The organism is uncultured Mailhella sp. (assembly GCF_944324995.1).
GTDB lineage: Bacteria > Desulfobacterota > Desulfovibrionia > Desulfovibrionales > Desulfovibrionaceae > Mailhella.
Window position 1 is genome coordinate 15,748 of sequence record NZ_CALUYL010000001.1, and the last position, 18,962, is coordinate 34,709.

An 18,962-nucleotide genomic window follows, 5' to 3' on the forward strand; every position below is an offset into this window, starting at 1 on the left:
TATTTGACTTTTTCACGCAAGGTTTCTACCCTGAAAAAAGAGAAAACCTTTCCTGCCCTGAGCATAAAAGAGGGCTGAAATGAAAAAGATTATCCTCATTCTTGCCGCGATGGCGCTCCTTGTCGGCGGCTGGCTGTTCTGGCGTTTTTTGCCCTCCGACGAATCGCCGGACACGCTGAAGCTCTACGGCAATGTGGACATCCGGCAGGTGTCGCTGGCCTTTGAACAGGGCGGACGCGTCACGGAACTTTTTGCCGAGGAAGGCGACCGCGTGACGCGCGGTCAGCTGCTCGCCCGGGTGGACGTCACCGGGCTCAGGCTCGAAGCGGACAAGCTGCGCGCGGACATTGCGGCTCAGGAACAGAACCTGCTCAAGATGAAGAACGGCAACCGGCCGGAGGAAATCGCCCGGGCGGAAGCCGCGCTGCGCACGGCCGAGGCCTCTCTTGAACAGGCGAAGCGCAACGACGCGCGCATGGCCAGCCTGCGCCGCGGCAATTCCGTGAGCGCGCAGGAGCGGGAAAACGCCCAGACCTCGCTTCGCGTGGCGCAGGGGCAGCGCGACGAGGCGGCCCACACGCTCGCGCTTCTGCGCGAGGGCTATCGCGACGAAGACATCGCCATGGCGGCGGCGCAGCTTTCCTCCGCCAGAGCGGCGCTCGCCGTCATGCAGCACAACATTGAACTCGGCGAGCTCTTCTCGCCCACGGATGCGGTGGTCAGCTCCCGCCTGCTGGAACCCGGCGACATGGCCTCTTCGGCCACGCCCGTGTTTCTGCTTTCCCTCACCTCGCCCAAGTGGGTGCGCGCCTACGTGACGGAGCCGCAGCTCGGGCGCATTCGTCAGGGCATGAAGGCCGACATTCTCACCGATTCCTTCCCCGAAGCCGTGCCCGGCCGGGTGGGCTACATTTCGCCCACGGCGGAATTCACGCCGAAAAGCGTGCAGACCGAAGACCTGCGCACCTCGCTGCTCTACGAAGTGCGCATCGTGGCCGACGATGCCGACGACCGCCTGCGTCTCGGCATGCCCGTGAGCGTTGTCGTTCATGAAGATGCGGCGGGAGTCCGCCATGACGACTGACGACGGAACACGCCTTTATCCGCGCACGCCCGGCGGCGGCATCGTGGTCAGCGCCCGCGCGCTCGGCAAGACGTTTGCGGGAAAGAACGCGACCGTCACCGCGCTTGCCTCGCTTGATCTGGACGTGCCCGCCGGAGCCATGACGGCCTTCGTGGGGCCGGACGGCGCAGGCAAGACCACCTTTCTGCGCATGATATGCGGCCTGCTTGCGCCTTCGAGCGGCACGCTCTCCGTGCTCGGCCGCGACGCCGCAAGGCAGAGTGCGGACATTCAGAGCCGCATCAGCTACATGCCGCAGAAGTTCGGTCTGTACGAAGACCTGAGCGTGATGGAAAACCTGAACCTCTACGCCGACCTGCACGGCGTGTCCGCCGAGGCGCGGAAAACGCGCTTTTGCCGCCTGCTGGACATGACCGATCTTGCCCGATTCACGGCGCGCCCCGCGGGCAAGCTCTCCGGCGGCATGAAACAGAAGCTCGCCCTGGCCTGCACGCTGGTGCGCTCGCCGGAGCTGCTGCTGCTCGACGAACCTTCCGTGGGCGTGGATCCGCTTTCCCGGCGGGAGCTGTGGGCCATCATTGCCGGCATGGTGAAGGAGGAGAGGCTCTCCGTCATCGTGAGCACGGCCTACATGGACGAGGCCGAGCGCTGCGATCACGTGGTGGTGCTGCACGAAGGCCGGCTGCTGGCCCAGGGCACGCCGGAAGAACTGCGCCGACTGACCGCCGGGTTCTGCTTCTCCTCCGACGTTCCGCACGGCGTGAAGGCGCGCCGACTGCAGGCCTGGCTGCTCGATCAGCCCTCGCTCGTCATGGACGCCGTGCCCGAAGGCAGCCGCGTGCGCTTCGTGCTCGCGCCCGAATGCGGCAAAAACGGCATTCCGGAAGCGCTGCTTGCGCCTTCCGAAGGCGTGCTTCGCCTTCGCCCCGAAGACTGCCGACCCGTTGCACCCCGCCTCGAAGACAGCTTCATGTTTCTGCTCCGGCACAGGGACAATCCTGCGCCCGACTCCTCTTCCGACGCTGCCGTCGGCTTGCTCGAGACCGAAGCCGGAGCCCCCGGCACGGATTCCGGAACACCTGAACCGGATGCCGGAGCAGGCCGACCGGAAGCCGAGGCAACGTCGCGCTCCTCCGGGGCAACGGTTTCTCCCAACAGCGACGCCTCGCCGGACAATCCGGCAAGCGACGACGAACCCGTCATTGAAGTGCGCGACCTGGTGCGCAAATTCGGCGACTTCACCGCCGTGGCCAGCACGTCCTTTTCGGTGCGACGCGGCGAGGTGTTCGGCCTGCTCGGGCCCAACGGCGCGGGCAAAACCACCACCTTCCGCATGCTCTGCGGTCTGCTGCCCGCCACCAGCGGCTATCTGCGCGTGGCCGGAGAAAACCTGCGCAAGGCCGCCGCGCACGCCCGCACCCGCGTGGGCTACGTTTCCCAGAAATTTTCCCTGTACGGCAATCTTTCCGTGCTGGAAAACCTGCGTTTCTTCGGCGGCGTGTACGGGCTCGGCCCCTTTGCCCTGCGCAGGCGCATCCGCGAAGTGCTGGAAGAATTCGACCTTGCCGGGCACGAACACGATTTGAGCGGCGCCATGCCGGGCGGCTTCAAGCAGCGTCTTTCCATGGCCGTGGGCATGCTGCACAAGCCGGAAATCCTCTTTCTCGACGAACCGACGAGCGGCATTGATCCGCTGGCCCGCCGCGTGTTCTGGCGGCGCATCACCACGCTGTCGGACGAAGGCACCACCATCATCATCACCACGCATTTCATGGAGGAAGCCGAATACTGCGACCGCATGCTCATTCAGGACGCCGGACGGGTGCTCGCCCTCGGCACGCCGGACGAAGTGCGCGCCCAGGGCGGCAACGCCCCCACCATGGAAGAAGCCTTCATTCACATCGTGGAGCGCTCGCGGGCCGAACGCGCCGCAAAGGAGGGCGCATGAACGGATTCCTCCGCCGCCTGAAAGCGCTCACCATCAAGGAAATCAGGCAGATATCCAGAGATCCGAGCAGCATCATGATAGGCATCGCGCTGCCCATCATCCTGATTCTGATTTTCGGCTACGGCCTTTCCCTGGACGTGAAGAATGCGCCCGTGGCCGTGGTCATGGAAAAATCCACGCCGCTTGCGCGCGACGTGCTCGCCGGACTCAACGGATCGGCCTATTTTTCGCCCCGCTACGCCGCCTCCATGCACGAGGCCGAAGTCATGCTCAAAAAACGCGAGGTGGACGCCATCATACGCACCGGCAGCGACTTCGACAGCCGCTTCGCCCGGGGGGACGCCGAGGTGCAGCTCATTCTGCACGGCGTGGATTCCACCACGGCCACGCTCATCGGTCAGTACGTCTCCGCGCTGCTCTCCCTGCGCACGCAGATGAATCTCGACCGGCAGGGAAAAAGCGCCCCGCAGGGAGCGGGCGTCGCCTCGGTGCAGAGCCGCATGTGGTTCAACGAGGCCGCCGACAGCACCTGGTATCTGGTGCCGGGGCTCATCGTCATCATCATGACGCTGGTGGGCGCGTTTCTCACGGCGCTCATCATGGCCAGAGAGTGGGAACGCGGCACGCTGGAAGCCCTGTTCGTCTCGCCCGTGGGCCGCGCGGAAATTCTGCTCTCCAAGATCATTCCCTACTTTCTGCTCGGCATGGCCGGACTTCTGCTCTGCCTTGCGGCCGCGCGCTGGCTGTTTTCCGTGCCCATGCGCGGAAGCATGATCCTGTTTCTGCTCTGCTCCTCGCTGTATCTCATCGTGGCGCTCGGCATGGGACTGGCCATCTCCTCCGTGACGCGCAGTCAGTTTCTTTCCTGTCAGATTGCGCTCGTGGTGAGCTTCCTGCCCGCCATCATTCTTTCGGGCTTTCTCTTCGATCTGCGCAGCGTGCCCCTCGTGGCCCGCGTGGTGGGCAACATTCTGCCCGCAACCTACTACATGGAAATTCTGAAAACCCTGTTTCTCGCCGGAAACAACGCCTCCATTCTTCTGCGCGACTGTGCGGCCCTGCTCTTCTACGCCGTGCTCTTCATGGGAGTCGCCGTGCGCTTCACCCGAAAAAATCTGGACTAGCCATGCGCTTTCTTCTCCTGCTCCGAAGACTCCGCAGTCTCTGCATCAAAGAGCTGCTCATCATTCTCAAGGATCCGGCCAACCGGCTGGTGCTCATCGTGCCCGTGGTCATCCAGTCGTTCATCTTCGGCTACGCGGCCACCTACGACCTCAACTTCGTGCCCTACGTCGTGTGCGATCAGAGCCGCTCCACCCTCTCCCGCGACCTCATCGCCCGCCTCGACGGTTCGGAAAAATTCTCCCGTCAGGCCACGCTCGACAGCACGGCCGAGGCCGAAACATGGATCTACGACGGCAAGGCGCTGCTCGCCGTGCAGATAGGCAGCGACTTTGCCGACAAGCTTCTCTCCGGCCAGAGTGCCGACATTCAGGTCATTCTCGACGGCCGCAATTCCACCACGGCCTCCATCGCGCAGGGCTACCTTGCCCAGATTGTGGAAGGCTGGAACGCCGCGCGCGGCATCAAATCTCCCGTGTCCATCGTCATGCGAGCGTGGTTCAATCCGCAGCTCGAAACGCGCTGGAACATCATGCCCGGCATGCTGGCCTCGCTGAGCATCATTCAGATCATGCTGCTCGCCGCCCTTTCCGTGGCCAGAGAACGGGAACAGGGAACCTTCGATCAAATGCTGGTCACGCCGCTTTCGCCGTGGGAAATCCTCATCGGCAAGGCCATTCCGCCCATCGTGGTGGGACTCGCCCAGGCCGCGTTCATTCTCGTGATCTGCGTGCTCTGGTTTCACATTCCCTTTGCGGGAAGCTACGTCGATCTCTTCATCGCCCTCGGCGTGTTCACCCTGAGCTGCGCCGGACTCGGCCTGTGCGTGTCCGCCATTTCCCTGAGCATGCAGCAGGCGCTCGTGTACTGCTTCGTCACGCTCCTGCCCATGATTCTGCTCTCCGGTCTGGCCACCCCCGTGAGCGCCATGCCCGAAGCCCTGCAAGTCGCCACCTATGCCAATCCGCTGCGCTTCGCTCTCGTGTGCGTGCGCAGCATCTATCTCGAAGGCTCCACGCTGGCCGACGTTGCGCAAAACTTCGTGCCCATGCTGGCCGTGGCCGCCGTCACGCTTCCGCTCGCGGGCTGGCTGTTCCGAAACCGGCTGAGCTGAGGCACTGCGTCCGCAACGCTGAGGCGGAAAAAACGACCACTCGCCAAAGCGCCCGGCGCATGAAAAAGCGCGGCCGAAACGACCGCGCTCAACAATCGTGTGCAACTCCACACGTGCATAATCCGCTCAACAAGCCCGAACGGCTCTTTCCTTCCGATATCCGGTTCGTGCGCCCCTGAAAGTGACGGCCGAATCGTGAACGTTTTCCCGAAAAGACCGGCGCTTCCGCGCTTCCCGGCGCAACATCAGGACCGAGCCTGCGGCCGCAGATCAGCGCTGCATGAGAGCGGCCATGTGATTGCAGGGGCCGTGCCCCTTGCCCGGCGCAAAGCTGTGACGAAGCGCCAGATTGAGAAACTCCTGCGCCCTGGTGACCGCCACGCGCAGCGGCATGCCGAGCGCAATCTGCGCGGCAATGCCCGCGGAAAGCGTGCAGCCCGTGCCGTGACTGTTCTGCGTGTCCACATGCGGCTGACGAAGGGCCACAGGCTCGCATCCCTTTTCCAGCAGCCAGTCGGTCACAAAAACTGGATTGCCCTCGCAGTGACCGCCCTTCATGAGCACGGCCCGTGCGCCGCTCTTCAAAAGTCGTTCGCCCGCCTCGATGATGTCGTCCTCGGTTTTGATCGTCATGCCGGAAAAAAGTTCGGCCTCCGGACGGTTGGGCGTAAAAAGATCCGCGCGCGGCATGAGCCGCTCGCGCAGCGTGGCTATGCCCTCATCTTCCATAAGCTTGTGACCGCTCGTACTTACGCACACGGGATCCACCACCAGCGGAAAGGTCTGCGCGTCCAGAATGTCGGCCACCGCGTTGATGATGCCGGAATTGAACATCATGCCCGTCTTGGCCGCGTTTACGGGAAAGCCTTCCAGCACGGTGTTGAGCTGAAGCGCCACAAACTCGGGTTCCGGCGCATGAATGCCCGTCACCCCAAGGCCGTTCTGCGCGGTGAGCGCCGTAATCACGCTCATGCCGAACGTCCGCATCATGGTCATGGTCTTCAGATCGGCCTGTATGCCGGCTCCGCCGCCGGAATCGGACCCGGCAATGGTCAGAACATTCGGTATCTTCTGCATGAAACGCTCCTTTTTCCCTGCACTTTTCTTCCTGAGATGCACACAAAAGCCTTGCACCGTCAAGTTTCTCCCGCCGCTGAACCCCTAAAGTTCTTGATGGAACGCGTTTTTTTAGGTACAAGAAAACCTAATTCTATTTTTTCCCGAAAGGAGTCCGTGGATGCACCGTTTCAAATTCATTTCGGCCCTCCTTCTGGCGATGCTGCTTGTGCCGAGCATATGCCTCGCCGAAGGTCATTTCCAGCTGCCCAATGATCTTTCCATCATCTGGGTTGTGCCCTTTGTCTGCATGCTGCTTTCCATAGCCATCTGCCCCCTGGTGGTTCCTCATTTCTGGGAGCATCATTTCGGCAAGGTGGCCCTCTTCTGGGGACTGGCCTTCCTCGTTCCCTGCGCGCTCGTCTTCGGCTTCGGCAACGCCTTCTTCATCGCCGCCGAAAGCATCCTGCTTGAGTACGTGCCCTTCATTCTGCTGCTGCTCGCCCTCTTCACCGTGGCCGGCGGCATCCGCCTCAAGGGCACCCTCGTGGGCACTCCCATCGTGAACACCGCCATCCTGGCCGTGGGCACCATCCTCGCCAGCTGGATGGGCACCACCGGCGCCGCCATGCTCCTCATCCGTCCGCTGCTGCGCGCCAACGCCCACCGCAAGTACCGCGTGCATCAGGTCGTGTTCTTCATCTTCCTCGTGGCCAACATCGGCGGCTCCCTCACGCCTCTGGGCGATCCGCCGCTGTTCCTCGGCTTCCTCAAGGGCGTGAGCTTCTTCTGGACCACCGTGCATCTCTTTGTGAAGACGCTGCTGATCTCCGTCATCCTGCTCGCCCTCTACTTCGTCATCGACACCGTGCTCTTCAAGAAGGAAGGCAGCCCCGTTCCCGCCGACGCCGCCGGCTCCAAGGAAAAGCTCGGCTTTGAAGGCTGCATCAACTTCGTGTTCCTCGCCTGCATCGTGGCCAACACCCTCATCTCCGGTCAGTGGAGCGGTCCCACCTTCCACATCTTCGGCGTTCCCATGGAACTGCAGAACGTCGTGCGCGACATCATGTACATCGTGATCGCCGTGGCTTCCTGGAAGGCTACCGACATGGGCTGCCGCACCCGCAACAACTTCACCTGGGCCCCCATTGAAGAAGTCGCCAAGCTGTTCATCGGCATCTTCCTCAGCATGATTCCCGCCATCGCCATCCTGAAGGCCGGCTCCGACGGCGCTCTCGCCGCCGTGGTGAACCTCACCACCGACGCCGAAGGCCATCACGTGACCTCCATGTTCTTCTGGATGACCGGTCTGCTGTCCTCCTTCCTGGACAACGCTCCCACCTACCTCGTGTTCTTCAACACCGCAGGCGGCAACGCCGCGCAGCTCATGGCCGACGGCGAAGTGCTGGCCGCCATTTCCGCAGGCGCGGTGTTCATGGGCGCCAACACCTACATCGGCAACGCGCCGAACTTCATGGTGAAGGCCATCTCCGAAGAACAGGGCGTCAAGATGCCCAGCTTCTTCGGCTACATGGCCTGGTCCGTCGGCATTCTCTGCCCGCTCTTCGCCCTCATCACCTTCCTGTTCTTCATGTAATCTTCATCTGAACTTCGTCAAAGGGGCCGCGTCCATTCCGGGCGCGGCCCCTTTTCTTTTACCCAGTCCACCCCTTGAAGTGACGATTTTTTGCCCACAAAATGCCGCCGCAGCGTCGAACGCACTGTTCCTCGAGTACCCGTCGCACTGCCGGCAGGACGCCCGCCCCGAGGATCCGGATGACGCCTTTCGTCACGTGCGACGGCGTTTCCGACACACCCCCCTTTCCGAGCCAACGCCCGCCCCCTGCCGACGCGAACGCTCCTCCGACCGCCAAAGCTCTCTCCGCCTCGACGCCCTCGGCCTCCGCTCTCTTTCTCCGCTCTCTTTCTCCGCTCATCATGCCCTCCCCGCATGCCTCAAGAAAGCTCTCAATCGCCGCCCCCTCATGCCTCGCACCCCCTGTCTCCGAAACGCGTTCAGCATCCGGCCCTGCCACGCCCGCCGACTCCGGCTGCCCACGCCTCTCCCCTCGGACTCCCCTCCCGCAGGCGGCGCAAAAAAAAGCCCCCTTTCCGAAAAGGAAAGAGGGCCCGGGCTCACGCCCAAAACTCGCAGATGCGCGCCTTACGCTTCGGGATCGAAGTCTTCGGGGAAGTCGGCGTTGGTGTACACGTTCTGCACGTCGTCGAGTTCTTCCAGCGCGTCGGTGATGCGCATGAGCTTCTGCGCGGTGTCGGCGTCAACGGGAACCAGCATGCGGGGAACCATGGCAAGCTGAGCTTCCATCATTTCCACGCCCTGGCCTTCGAGAGCTTCACGCACGGTGTTGAAGTCGGCCATGGAAGTGCGCACTTCCCAGGTGTCGTCGTTGTCCTGCACGTCGTCGGCGCCGGCTTCGAGCACCATGTTCATCACGGTCTCTTCGTCCGGATACTTTTCCTTGTCCAGGGTGATCACGCCCAGGTGATCGAACTGGAACGCCACGGAACCGCTTTCGCCCATGGCTCCGCCGTACTTCGTGAACACGTGACGCACTTCGGCCACGGTGCGGTTCTTGTTGTCGGTGGCGGTTTCCACAATGATGGCCACGCCGCCCGCGCCGTAGCCTTCGTACATGATTTCGGTGATGTCGCCGCCCGCGTCCTGACCGGTGCCCTTGCGGATGGCGGCTTCAATCTTGTCCTTGGGCAGGTTCACGGCCTTGGCGGCGGCGATGGCGGAACGCAGACGGGCATTGCCGGCAGGGTCCCCACCGCTCTTGGCGGCGATGATGATTTCCTTGGCGGCCTTGGTGAACGCCTTGCCTCGCTTGGCGTCCTGAGCACCCTTGCGAAGTCTGATGTTTGCCCATTTGTTATGTCCCGACATGTAAGCCTCCGAAACAGAAAAATGTTTATCCCTGAACAGGGCCCTTGAACCCCATGCCGACTTCAAAAATTTCCTTGCTTTCGGCGCGGGAGCTCTTGGGTTTGAATGTTTTTACCGTGGCAAAGCGCGCGCGGAGCGCCTTTGCCAGCTCCTGAAAATCCGGCCCCATGAATATCTTGGCGATGAAGCCGCCGCCCGGCTTCAGATAGCGGTCGGCCACCTCCACGGCTTCCAGACACAGCTCCAGAGAACGGGCCTGATCGGTGAACTTCGTTCCCGTCGTGCGCGGGGCCATATCGCTGATGACCATGTCGAACGGCCCCTTTTCTTCGAGAAGAGCCTCGAACTCGGGCGTGCGTTCAAAAACGTTTTCCTGCAGGAAGGTCACGTTCGGGGGAAAGGTCGTATCGGTGCTCTGCAGATCGCAGGAAAGCACGAGACCTTTCTGACCTACGCGCTCCGCGGCGTACAGAGACCACGACCCGGGAGCCGCGCCGAGATCGAGCACCTTCATGCCGGGCCTGAAAAGGCGGAAAGCCCTGTCCATCTCCTTGAGCTTGTAAACGGAGCGGGCAGGGTAATGTTCCTCTTTGGCCTTAAGAAAATAATAATCGCGATATACTTTCATGGCTGCTCGGGACTGTGTACCGTATTTCCTGGCGGTCGCCAAGTAAATTCCGGGCGGAAATTTTTTGCGGGAAATCTTGTATCACAAACCTTTTCCCTTTTCCAGTGTCTTGACGGGCCTTTTCCCGGCAAGGCAAAGACGGCTTTCCGCCCCATGGAAACGGCCGGCGCTCCGCCCCGCCCGGGCCGCGCGCAAAATTTGGACTTGACTTCTTATCGAGAATAATTATTGTTTATTTGCTGCCGCGAAAAACATTTCGCGCAAGCCAACCATCTTCTACCAGGAGAATGAGTCATGCCTGCAAGATATGAAGTATATCAGTGCAAACATTGTGGAAATATTGTTGAAGTGCTGCATGGCGGCGCTGCTCCCCTCATCTGCTGCGGCGAACCCATGAAGCTTCTGCGTGAAGGTTCCACCGACGGCGCCAGCGAAAAGCACGTTCCCGTCATTGAAAAGACCGAAAACGGCTACAAGGTGAAGGTCGGTTCCGCCGCGCACCCCATGGCCGAAGACCACTACATCGAATGGATCGAACTTCTGGCCGACGGCGTTTCCCACATCGCCTTCCTGAACCCCGGCGACGCCCCTGAAGCCGAATTCTGCGTGAAGGCCGACAAGGTCACCGCCCGCGAATTCTGCAACAAGCACGGCCTGTGGAAGGCCGAATATCAGGGCTGATCGACCATGAAGAAGTACATCTGCAACGTCTGCGGCTACGAATACGATCCCGCCAAGGGCGATCCCGATTCCGGCATCGCTCCCGGCACCGCCTTTGAAGACATCCCCGAAGACTGGGTCTGCCCCGTCTGCGGCGCCTCCAAGGCCGATTTCGAGGCCGTGGAAGGCGAAGAGCCCAAGGCCGAAAAGGGCGAGAAGGACATGTCCATGTGGCAGTGCCAGGTAGGCAACTGCGGCTACATCTACCGCCCCGAAAAGGGCGACCGCAAGGGCAAGATTCCCGCCGGAACCCCGTTTGAAGACCTGCCCGACGACTGGCACTGCCCCGTCTGCGGCGCAAGCAAGAAAATGTTCAAAAAGCTCGCCTAGCGGGCAAAGAGAAGCATTATGGTTCACTGCAAAACTTCCGCGAGCGCCTGCGCGGAGCAGACCATGCTCGGCGCCGGCGTCAGGTTTGAACGCATACGCCGCATCACCGGCTATCTGGTCGGCACGCTCGACCGCTTCAACGACGGCAAGCGCGCGGAAGAACACGACAGGGTCAAACACTGCAACATGGAAAACTGGCGCTGAGCCGCTCTCAAGGAGACACACCGATGGAAAAGTACATCTGCAACGTCTGCGGTTACGAATACGATCCCGCCAAGGGCGATCCCGATTCCGGCATCGCTCCCGGCACCGCCTTTGAAGACATCCCCGAAGACTGGGTCTGCCCCGTCTGCGGCGCTTCCAAGGCCGACTTTGAAGCCGCGTAATTGCTGACAAGATTGTCCGCGGGCAGCCTTCTTCGGAAGGCTTCCCGCTTTTTTTGTTTTACCCCGCCGAGGAAATCATGAGACCTGTTGAACTGAAAAAGGATATTTACTGGGTCGGCGCCGTCGATTTCGACATCCGCAACTTCCATCACTACAGCCGCTCCCCCGAGGGCAGCACCTACAACGCCTATCTCGTGTGCGACGAAAAGAAGGTGCTCTTCGACACCGTGAACGCTCACGAATTTGAAACCCTGGCCAAGCACATTGCCGAAATCACGGATCCCGAGAGCATCGACTACATCGTGTGCAACCACCTCGAACAGGATCACTCCGGCGCGCTTCCCCGCATCGTGAAGCTCTGCAAGCCCGAAAAGATCTTCTGCTCGGCCATGGGCTACAAGTCCATGACCAATATTTATAATACCGAAGGGTGGCCCATCGAAGTGGTCAAGGACGGCCAGCGCCTGAACATCGGCAAGCGCAACGTCACCTTCCTCGAAACCCGCATGCTGCACTGGCCCGACAGCATGGTGTCCTACCTCGAAGAAGACAAGGTGCTCTTCAGCAACGACGCCTTCGGTCAGAACATCGCGAGCTCCTACCGCTTCGCCGACGAATGCGACCGCCACCAGCTTCATGAATCCATGAAGCGCTACTACTACAACATCGTGCTGCCCTACTCGCCCCAGGTGCTCAAGACCCTGAAGCGCGTCACCGATCTCGGCCTGCAGTTCGACATCATCGCTCCCGATCACGGTCTCATCTACCGCACGCCCGAAGACGTGAAGTTCGTCATCGACTCCTACCTCGAATTTGCCCAGCAGAAGCCCAAGAAGCGCGCCGTCATCGCCTACGAAAGCATGTGGAACGGCACCGCCAAGATGGCCGAAGCCGTGGCCGACGGTCTGGAACAGGAAAACGTGCCCTACGTGCTCATCAACCTGCAGACCTGCCACTGCAGCGACGTGATGACCGAACTTGCCGACAGCGGCGCTCTCATTCTCGGTTCCGCCACGCGCAACAACATGCCCATGGTGAACATGATGGCCTGCCTCGCCCATGTGAAGGGCCTGCGTCCGCAGAACCTCGTGGGCGCCACCTTCGGCACCTACGGCTGGTCCGGCGAAGCCCCCAAGATGATGGCCGACGCCCTTGCCGACATGAAGGTCGAACTCGTGGGCGAACCGCTCAAGTGCTATTTCAACCCCAAGAAGGAAGATCTTGAGAAGTGCCGCGAACTCGGCGTCGCCGTGGCCCGCGCCCTCAAGGAAAAGTGCGGGGACTAACCGCCTGAAACCTTAATCGCCCGGGCGCTTCCGTTCTCGCGGAAGCGTCCGGGCGACATGGCCGATTACGGCAGAGACTCGTCCTTCCTACGTCGCCGACGAGCACCAAGGAGCAAATCATGGATCTTATCCTCCTCTCCCGCCTTCAGTTCGCCATGACCGTGTTCTTCCACTTCATCTTCGTGCCGCTCACCCTGGGCCTTTCCGTGCTGCTCGCCATCATGGAAACCCTGTACGTGCGCACCGGAGACGAAGACTACAAGAGAATGGTCAAATTCTGGGGCAAACTCTTCCTCATCAACTTTGTTCTGGGCGTGGTCACGGGCATCACGCTTGAGTTCCAGTTCGGCACCAACTGGTCCCGCTACTCCGCCTACGTGGGCGACATCTTCGGCTCTCTGCTGGCCATTGAAGCCACGGTGGCCTTCTTCCTCGAATCCACCTTCGTGGCCGTGTGGACCTTCGGCTGGGAACGCGTGAGCAAGAAGGTTCACTGCTTCGCCATCTGGATGGTCGCCATCGCCGGCAACATTTCCGCCCTGTGGATCATTCTCGCCAACGGCTTCATGCAGCATCCCGTGGGCTACGTCATCCGCAACGGCCGCGCGGAACTCGACGACTTCCTCGCCGTGGTCACCAATCCCTACGCCTGGGGCGAGTATTTCCACACCGTTTCCTCCGCCTGGATGCTCGGCGGCTTCTTCGTGCTCGGCGTGGCCGCATGGCATCTCGCCCGCAAGAATGAAACCTCCCTGTTCACCAAGGCCGTGCGCGTGGCCGCTCCCTTCACGCTCGTCATGGCTCTGCTCGTCGGCCTCGCCGGCCATCAGCAGGGCATGAACGTGGCCGAATATCAGCCCGCCAAGATGGCCGCCATGGAATCTCACTGGACCACCCAGACCAGAGCTCCCATGTACCTCATTGCCTGGCCCGATCAGGAAAACGGCCGCAACCTTGTGGAAGCGCTGCCCATTCCCGGCCTCATGAGCTTCATCGCCTTCAACGACGTGAACGCCGAAGTCAAGGGCCTCAGCGACTTTGCCAAGGAAGACATTCCGCCGGTGCTGCCCACCTTCCTGTCGTTCCGCATCATGGTGGGCCTCGGCTGCCTGTTCATTCTCGTGGCCGCCTGGGCCTGGTGGCGGCGCAAGGATCTGGCCGCCGACACGCGCCTTGCCAAAATCCTGCCCTGGATGATTCCGCTGCCCTACATCACCATCATGCTCGGCTGGACCGTGGCCGAAGTGGGCCGTCAGCCCTGGATCGTGTACAATCTCATGCGCACCTCGGACGCCGTGTCCCCCGTGCCCACGAGTTCCGTGCTCATTTCCGTCATCGCCTTCCTTGTGATCTACACGCTGCTCGGTCTCATCGACATCTGGCTGCTGTATTCCAACTCCCGCAAGGGTCCCGAACCTGTCAAAGCCGCTGAGGAGGCGTAACATGGAAACGATCTGGTTCTTCCTCTGGACGCTTTTGTGGGCCGTGTACTTCATTCTCGACGGCTTCGACCTCGGCATGGGCACCCTCATGCCCTTCGTGGCCGCCAACGACCATGAACGCCGCGTCATCTACAACGCGCAGGGCCCCTACTGGGACGGCAACGAAGTGTGGCTCATCACCGCCGGCGGCGTGACCTTCGCCGCCTTCCCCAACGCCTACGCCGTCATGTTCAGCGCGCTCTACGCTCCCCTGCTCATCCTGCTGTTCTGCCTCATCTTCCGCGCCGTGGCCTTTGAATTCCGCGGCAAGGGCGATTCCTGCACCTGGATCTTCAGCTGGGACGTGTGCATGACCCTCGGCAGCTTCCTGCCCGCGCTTCTGCTCGGCGTGGCCTTCGCCAACCTGTTCATGGGCATTCCCATCGACGAAAACGGCGTGTACCACGGCAACATCCTCAAGCTCCTCAATCCCTACGGCCTGGCCGGCGGCGTGCTCTTCGTGGTGATGTTCTGCTATCACGGCGCGCTCTGGCTGGAACTCAAGTCCGAAGGCAATCTGCAGGCGAAGGCCCTCAAGGCCGCCCGCGTGCTCTGGCCCGTGCTGCTCGCCCTGGTGCTGCTCTTCCTGGCCCTCACCGGCCACTTCACCGAAAGCTTCACCCGCCTTGCGCAGCATCCCGCCGCCTACGCGGCCCTCGCCCTGGCCGTCATCGGCCTCGTGGGCAGCCGCCTCGCCCTCAACAACTGCACCCTCGTCGCCTGGCTGTGCAGCGCCCTGTTCATTCTCGGCCTGACCTTCTTCGGCGTGTTCGGCATGTATCCCGGCATCATTCTTTCCAGCATTGATCCGGCCTACAGCATCACCGTGTTCAACGCCGCCTCCAGCCCCCTCACCCTGAAGATCATGCTCACCGTCACGCTCTGCGCCGTGCCCGTGGTGCTCCTCTACCAGGCCTGGGTGTACTGGACCTTCGCCCACAAGGTGACCAAGGAAGTGCTCAAGGACGAACATTCCTACTAACAGGACAACGTTCTTCCACCTTTCCGGGGCCGACGCGCTGCTTGCGCGCCGGCCCTTTTCTTACCCGGAAACGTCCTGCTCCGAACAGACGGACTTTCCGGCGTCCTTCGGCACAGGCGCAGAACAAAAAAGATCCGCTTTCCGACTCGACCGAAGAAAACATAGCGGAAAGGTAGGAATTTTTATTCCGTCGCCCCTTTCCGGCCTTGCCAAGACAAGACAAAAGGTTATCGTAAGTAACAGGCCCAAGCGGCCACATCACCAAAAGCGAGGACACCATGTCAGCATCCAGTGAAGACGCGCCCAAACCCAACCTTCAGGTCGCCGCCCGCGTGGAAGAGCTTCTCCGGGAACAGCTTGAGGAAATGGGCGTGAATCCCCGCAAGCTGAAGCCCGAGGAAATCGCCGCCAACATGACCTGTCACATCGCGCCGGACAACAGCATGACGTACCTGTGGAAAAACGAGCCCATACTCCACGTCACGCCCGAAAAGCGCGAACACGACGGCGAAACCTCCGTTCTCTGGCGCATGTTCACCAAGGACGACATTCCCTCCCTCCCAGATCATTCGTGAGGCGTCTATGAATATTCTCGATACCATCGGGCACACGCCGCTCATCTATCTGAACCGCGTGTCCGCAGAACTTCCGGCTAAAATCTTCGTCAAATACGAAGCCCGCAACCCCGGCGGCTCCATCAAGGACAGAGCCGCGCTCGGCTACGTGCGCGCCGCCATCCGCGAAGGCGCGCTGGCCCCGGGCGGCACCGTGGTGGAAGCCACCAGCGGCAACCTCGGCATCGGTCTTGCCGTGGTGTGCGGCAAAATGAATCTGCGTCTCATCCTCACCATGCCTGCATCCGCGAGCAAAGAACGCATCGCCCTGCTCCGCGCCATGGGCGCGGAAGTCGTGCTCACTCCGGCCGAAGAAGGCATGCAGGGCGCGCAGAACAAGGTGGAGGAACTGCTCGCCTCCATTCCCGGAGCCTACCGTCCCAACCAGTTCAGCAATCCCGTGGGGCCGCGCGTTCACTACTCCACCACCGGCGTGGAAATTCTGGAAGACTGCCGCAAGGAAGGCTTCGTGCCGCAGGCCTTCGTGGCCGGCATAGGTTCGGGCGCTACGCTCATGGGCGTCAGCCTCCGGCTCAAGGAAGCCAATCCCTCCATCCGCTGCTTCGCCGTGGAGCCCGCGGAATCGCCGGTGCTTTCCGAAGGCCGCAGCGGTCCGCACGGCATTCAGGGCATAGGCGCGAACTTCGTGCCCGAAGTGTTCGACCGCTCCCTCGTGGACGGCATTCTCACGGTGAGCACCGAAGACGCCATGGAAACGGCCCGCATGCTCATGGCCCGCGAATCCATGAGCTGCGGCATCACCTCGGGCGCCAACGTGCGCGCCGCCATGAATCTGGCCCAGCTTCCCGAATTTGCGGGAAAACATATTGTCACCGTCGCTCCCGACACCGGGGAACGGTATCTCTCCACTCCTCTCTTTTCCAAGGAATAAGCGTTCATGACCCCCTGCCATCCCGCCCCAGACATGGAACTGGCCCTCTCCCGCATGCGCGAACTCGATGAAGTGACCGAAGCGCTCTGCCGTCCGGAATCGCTCGCCACCGTGCTCAACGCCAAAGACTGCTCCACTCCCCTGCCCTCCCAGGAGGTGCTCAAGGAAGTGATGGAGCGCCTCAAGGCCGTGCTCTTCCCCGGCTACTTCGGCCCTTCCCACGTGCACAGGGAATCCCTGCGCTACCACATCGCCGCCAATCTCGATTCCATCTTCCGCCTGCTCAGCGAACAGATCCGCAGAGGCGGCTGCTTCGCCTGCGCCGACTATGTGAACGACTGCCGCGGCTGCGACGTGGCTTCCAAGGAAATGGCCATGAAGTTCATGCAGCGCATTCCCGCCATCCGCGACATGCTGGCCCAGGACGCCCGCGCCGCCTACGAAGGCGATCCCGCCGCCACGAGCCCCGGCGAAACGGTGTTCTGCTACCCCTCCATGCTCACCATGATCCATCACCGCATCGCCCACGAACTCTATAAGCTGAACGTGCCCATCATTCCCCGCATCATCGGAGAAATGGCCCACTCCCGCACGGGCATCGACATTCATCCCGGCGCGCAGATCGGCGAAAACTTCTTCATCGATCACGGCACCGGCGTGGTCATCGGCGAAACCTGCATCATCGGCAAGGGCTGCCGCCTCTATCAGGGCGTGACGCTCGGCGCGCTCTCCTTCTCCAAGAACCCGGACGGCACGCTCGTCAAGGGCATTCCCCGTCATCCCATTCTCGAAGACAACGTCACCGTGTACGCCGGAGCCTCCATTCTCGGCCGCATCACCATAGGCAAGGGCTCCGTCATCGGCGGCAACGTGTGGCTCACCCACAGCGTGCCCGAAGGAAGCCGCATCGTGCAGAGCGGCCCCAAGGCCAAGCCCGGCGAAAGCCTCACGGGCAAATGCGAAAAGCATCACGCTTCCGAAGAAAAGAAGCACGACTGACAAAACGAGGGGCCCGGCAGAAGCCGGGCCCCTCGTGCGTTTAATGCAGGTGTGCGATGAATGCGGGAGCGCGGCAAACGCCGCCTTCAAAAACGGGCGTTCGTTCTCCGGGCCCTCCGCAAGCGTTCCCCCCGCCTTTCCGCCCCCTCTTCCTTCCTGCCGAAAAAACACGCCTTTCCGTCAGGCTCCTGAAATTCTGTCATGTTCCCGTCACACTTTCGGGCCATACTGCCGCAAGCAAAGGAGCAGATTCATGACAGCAGACATCCTTCACGTCGCCGTGGCCGGCGGCGGAAGCTGGGGCACGGCCCTCGCCCATGTGCTGGCCTCGGCCGGGCACGACGTCACCCTCGTTCTTCGCGATCCCGCCGTGGAGAGCGCCGTCAACGAACGGCACGAAAATCCGCGCTATCTGCCCGGCAAGGCGCTGCATCCCGGCGTGAAGGCATCCCTGTCGCCGGACGCCATACGTCGCTGCAACCTGCTCGTGCTGGCCGTGCCCTGCCAGCATCAGCGGGCCTGGCTGGCCTCCATGCGGCCCGTGATTGCCGAGCGCTGTGTCATCGTCAACGCCTCCAAGGGGCTGGAAAACGGCACCTGCCTCACCATGAGCCGCGTGGTCATGGAAGAACTCTCCGCCCTCTCTCCCCGCTACGCCGTGCTTTCCGGCCCGTCCTTTGCGGCGGAAGTCATGGACGCGCAGCCCACGGCCGTGGTGCTCGGCTGCGAAAACGACGCCCTCGGGGCGCGACTCCGGGAAATCTTTTCCACGCCCTTTTTCCGCTGCTATTCCAGCTCCGACGTCACGGGCGTGGAAATGGGCGGCGCACTCAAGAACGTCATGGCCATTGCCGCGGGCATCGGCGACGGCCTCGGCTTCGGCTCCAACGCCCGCGCCGCGCTCATCACGCGGGGGCTTGCGGAACTCTCCCGCCTCGGCACGGCCATGGGAGCCCGGCCCCTCACCTTCATGGGCCTTTCCGGCCTCGGCGATCTTGTGCTGACCTGCACGGGCGGACTTTCCCGCAACCGTCAGGTGGGCATCCGCCTCGGCAAGGGAGAAAAGCTCGACGACATCGTCGCCTCGCTCGGCATGGTGGCCGAAGGCGTGAAAACCGCCTCTGCCGCCCGCGCGCTGGCAACAAAGCTGAACGTGTCCGCGCCGGTCACCGAAGCCATGTGCCGGGTGCTCTACGAAAACGCCGATCCGGCGGCGGCCGTGCGCGAGCTGATGGAACGCCCCCTCAAGGAAGAACTGGCCTGACGACGCGACCCGGGCCGCTGCCCCGAAGCCTCGAAAATTCCGCCCTGAGCATCCGCAAAACGCTCCCGCCGACGCTCGGGCGCTGCGCTCCGGGCAGGCTGCACTTTGAACAGGGATTTTTCTTTCACGCGCCGGGCGGCTGCGCTCC

At 62.0% G+C, this 18,962-nt stretch carries 19 protein-coding genes and 1 pseudogene; 17 read left to right on the forward strand and 3 right to left on the reverse strand.

The genetic code is table 11. The features are described from left to right. Positions 1-79 precede the first annotated feature (79 nt). From Q0K02_RS00080 to Q0K02_RS00095, 4 genes are read left to right on the forward strand one after another with little or no spacing between them, the layout of a single operon-like run. A complete protein-coding gene (locus Q0K02_RS00080; protein ID WP_294483822.1) occupies positions 80-1,084 on the forward strand; it encodes an HlyD family efflux transporter periplasmic adaptor subunit in 1,005 nt (334 codons plus the stop codon). Continuing rightward, positions 1,074-3,032: an ATP-binding cassette domain-containing protein gene (locus tag Q0K02_RS00085; RefSeq protein ID WP_294483825.1), complete on the forward strand. Its 1,959-nt coding sequence runs from the start codon at positions 1,074-1,076 to the stop codon at positions 3,030-3,032. Before Q0K02_RS00080 ends, Q0K02_RS00085 begins: the two co-directional genes overlap by 11 nt. After that, on the forward strand, positions 3,029-4,156 hold the full coding sequence (locus tag Q0K02_RS00090; protein WP_294483827.1) for an ABC transporter permease: 1,128 nt from the start codon (positions 3,029-3,031) through the stop codon (positions 4,154-4,156). Before Q0K02_RS00085 ends, Q0K02_RS00090 begins: the two co-directional genes overlap by 4 nt. Before the next feature lie 2 nt (positions 4,157-4,158). Continuing rightward, a complete protein-coding gene (locus tag Q0K02_RS00095; protein ID WP_294483828.1) occupies positions 4,159-5,268 on the forward strand; it encodes an ABC transporter permease in 1,110 nt (369 codons plus the stop codon). A 270-nt stretch (positions 5,269-5,538) separates the two neighbouring features. On the opposite strand, the gene thiD is transcribed toward Q0K02_RS00095, so the two are convergent. Continuing rightward, on the reverse strand, positions 5,539-6,345 hold the full coding sequence (thiD, locus tag Q0K02_RS00100; protein ID WP_294483830.1) for a bifunctional hydroxymethylpyrimidine kinase/phosphomethylpyrimidine kinase: 807 nt from the start codon (positions 6,343-6,345) through the stop codon (positions 5,539-5,541). A gap of 199 nt (positions 6,346-6,544) precedes the next feature. Between thiD and Q0K02_RS00105 the strand changes: the two genes are divergently transcribed. After that, the gene (locus Q0K02_RS00105) at positions 6,545-7,921 is read left to right on the forward strand and encodes a sodium:proton antiporter (RefSeq protein WP_294484497.1); all 1,377 of its coding nucleotides are present in this window, start codon (positions 6,545-6,547) and stop codon (positions 7,919-7,921) included. Between the two features lie 567 nt (positions 7,922-8,488). Here the strand turns inward: Q0K02_RS00105 and Q0K02_RS00110 are convergent. Beyond that, positions 8,489-9,232 carry a YebC/PmpR family DNA-binding transcriptional regulator gene (locus Q0K02_RS00110; RefSeq protein WP_294483832.1) on the reverse strand — a complete coding sequence of 248 codons (744 nt, stop codon included), beginning with the start codon at positions 9,230-9,232 and terminating at the stop codon, positions 8,489-8,491. Between the two features lie 25 nt (positions 9,233-9,257). Then, a complete protein-coding gene (locus Q0K02_RS00115; RefSeq protein WP_294483834.1) occupies positions 9,258-9,860 on the reverse strand; it encodes an RlmE family RNA methyltransferase in 603 nt (200 codons plus the stop codon). A 294-nt stretch (positions 9,861-10,154) separates the two neighbouring features. On the opposite strand from Q0K02_RS00115, the gene Q0K02_RS00120 reads away from it, so the two are divergent. From Q0K02_RS00120 to Q0K02_RS00175, 12 genes and pseudogenes are all read left to right on the forward strand, one after another. After that, on the forward strand, positions 10,155-10,541 hold the full coding sequence (locus tag Q0K02_RS00120) for a desulfoferrodoxin (protein ID WP_294483837.1): 387 nt from the start codon (positions 10,155-10,157) through the stop codon (positions 10,539-10,541). Positions 10,542-10,547: 6 nt separating this feature from the next. After that, positions 10,548-10,697: pseudogene (rd, locus tag Q0K02_RS00125) on the forward strand (rubredoxin); the annotation flags it as partial. A gap of 45 nt (positions 10,698-10,742) precedes the next feature. Further along, positions 10,743-10,910 (forward strand): rubredoxin, encoded by a 168-nt coding sequence (locus Q0K02_RS00130; protein WP_346666655.1) that lies wholly within the window; start codon positions 10,743-10,745, stop codon positions 10,908-10,910. Positions 10,911-10,928: 18 nt separating this feature from the next. After that, positions 10,929-11,114, forward strand: coding sequence for an anaerobic ribonucleoside-triphosphate reductase (gene nrdD / locus Q0K02_RS00135; protein ID WP_294483839.1), 186 nt, complete (start codon positions 10,929-10,931; stop codon positions 11,112-11,114). 23 nt (positions 11,115-11,137) lie between these two features. Continuing rightward, positions 11,138-11,296: a rubredoxin gene (gene rd / locus Q0K02_RS00140; RefSeq protein ID WP_294483841.1), complete on the forward strand. Its 159-nt coding sequence runs from the start codon at positions 11,138-11,140 to the stop codon at positions 11,294-11,296. A 77-nt stretch (positions 11,297-11,373) separates the two neighbouring features. Further along, the gene (locus tag Q0K02_RS00145; protein WP_294483842.1) at positions 11,374-12,582 is read left to right on the forward strand and encodes an MBL fold metallo-hydrolase; all 1,209 of its coding nucleotides are present in this window, start codon (positions 11,374-11,376) and stop codon (positions 12,580-12,582) included. A 119-nt stretch (positions 12,583-12,701) separates the two neighbouring features. Beyond that, positions 12,702-14,024, forward strand: a complete 1,323-nt coding sequence (locus Q0K02_RS00150; protein ID WP_294483844.1) for a cytochrome ubiquinol oxidase subunit I — start codon at positions 12,702-12,704, stop codon at positions 14,022-14,024. 1 nt (position 14,025) lies between these two features. Further along, complete coding sequence (gene cydB / locus Q0K02_RS00155; protein WP_294483846.1) at positions 14,026-15,045, forward strand: cytochrome d ubiquinol oxidase subunit II; 1,020 nt, start codon at positions 14,026-14,028, stop codon at positions 15,043-15,045. 278 nt (positions 15,046-15,323) lie between these two features. Beyond that, on the forward strand, positions 15,324-15,620 hold the full coding sequence (locus Q0K02_RS00160; RefSeq protein ID WP_294483848.1) for a hypothetical protein: 297 nt from the start codon (positions 15,324-15,326) through the stop codon (positions 15,618-15,620). A 7-nt stretch (positions 15,621-15,627) separates the two neighbouring features. Beyond that, positions 15,628-16,551, forward strand: coding sequence for a cysteine synthase A (gene cysK / locus Q0K02_RS00165; RefSeq protein ID WP_294483850.1), 924 nt, complete (start codon positions 15,628-15,630; stop codon positions 16,549-16,551). Positions 16,552-16,557: 6 nt separating this feature from the next. Further along, on the forward strand, positions 16,558-17,550 hold the full coding sequence (gene epsC, locus Q0K02_RS00170) for a serine O-acetyltransferase EpsC (protein ID WP_294483853.1): 993 nt from the start codon (positions 16,558-16,560) through the stop codon (positions 17,548-17,550). A gap of 253 nt (positions 17,551-17,803) precedes the next feature. Continuing rightward, the gene (locus Q0K02_RS00175) at positions 17,804-18,814 is read left to right on the forward strand and encodes an NAD(P)H-dependent glycerol-3-phosphate dehydrogenase (protein WP_294483855.1); all 1,011 of its coding nucleotides are present in this window, start codon (positions 17,804-17,806) and stop codon (positions 18,812-18,814) included. Positions 18,815-18,962 lie beyond the last annotated feature (148 nt).

Coding starts and splice junctions, on each gene's coding strand:
- Q0K02_RS00085 (WP_294483825.1), top strand. CDS start 1,074: ATGACGACTGACGACGGAACACGCCTTTATCCGCGCACGCCCGGCGGC.
- epsC (WP_294483853.1), top strand. CDS start 16,558: ATGACCCCCTGCCATCCCGCCCCAGACATGGAACTGGCCCTCTCCCGC.
- nrdD (WP_294483839.1), top strand. CDS start 10,929: ATGGTTCACTGCAAAACTTCCGCGAGCGCCTGCGCGGAGCAGACCATG.
- cydB (WP_294483846.1), top strand. CDS start 14,026: ATGGAAACGATCTGGTTCTTCCTCTGGACGCTTTTGTGGGCCGTGTAC.
- Q0K02_RS00095 (WP_294483828.1), top strand. CDS start 4,159: ATGCGCTTTCTTCTCCTGCTCCGAAGACTCCGCAGTCTCTGCATCAAA.
- Q0K02_RS00105 (WP_294484497.1), top strand. CDS start 6,545: ATGCTGCTTGTGCCGAGCATATGCCTCGCCGAAGGTCATTTCCAGCTG.
- Q0K02_RS00090 (WP_294483827.1), top strand. CDS start 3,029: ATGAACGGATTCCTCCGCCGCCTGAAAGCGCTCACCATCAAGGAAATC.
- Q0K02_RS00115 (WP_294483834.1), bottom strand. CDS start 9,860: ATGAAAGTATATCGCGATTATTATTTTCTTAAGGCCAAAGAGGAACAT.
- thiD (WP_294483830.1), bottom strand. CDS start 6,345: ATGCAGAAGATACCGAATGTTCTGACCATTGCCGGGTCCGATTCCGGC.
- rd (WP_294483841.1), top strand. CDS start 11,138: ATGGAAAAGTACATCTGCAACGTCTGCGGTTACGAATACGATCCCGCC.
- Q0K02_RS00150 (WP_294483844.1), top strand. CDS start 12,702: ATGGATCTTATCCTCCTCTCCCGCCTTCAGTTCGCCATGACCGTGTTC.
- Q0K02_RS00175 (WP_294483855.1), top strand. CDS start 17,804: ATGACAGCAGACATCCTTCACGTCGCCGTGGCCGGCGGCGGAAGCTGG.
- Q0K02_RS00080 (WP_294483822.1), top strand. CDS start 80: ATGAAAAAGATTATCCTCATTCTTGCCGCGATGGCGCTCCTTGTCGGC.
- Q0K02_RS00120 (WP_294483837.1), top strand. CDS start 10,155: ATGCCTGCAAGATATGAAGTATATCAGTGCAAACATTGTGGAAATATT.
- cysK (WP_294483850.1), top strand. CDS start 15,628: ATGAATATTCTCGATACCATCGGGCACACGCCGCTCATCTATCTGAAC.
- Q0K02_RS00110 (WP_294483832.1), bottom strand. CDS start 9,232: ATGTCGGGACATAACAAATGGGCAAACATCAGACTTCGCAAGGGTGCT.
- Q0K02_RS00145 (WP_294483842.1), top strand. CDS start 11,374: ATGAGACCTGTTGAACTGAAAAAGGATATTTACTGGGTCGGCGCCGTC.
- Q0K02_RS00160 (WP_294483848.1), top strand. CDS start 15,324: ATGTCAGCATCCAGTGAAGACGCGCCCAAACCCAACCTTCAGGTCGCC.
- Q0K02_RS00130 (WP_346666655.1), top strand. CDS start 10,743: ATGTCCATGTGGCAGTGCCAGGTAGGCAACTGCGGCTACATCTACCGC.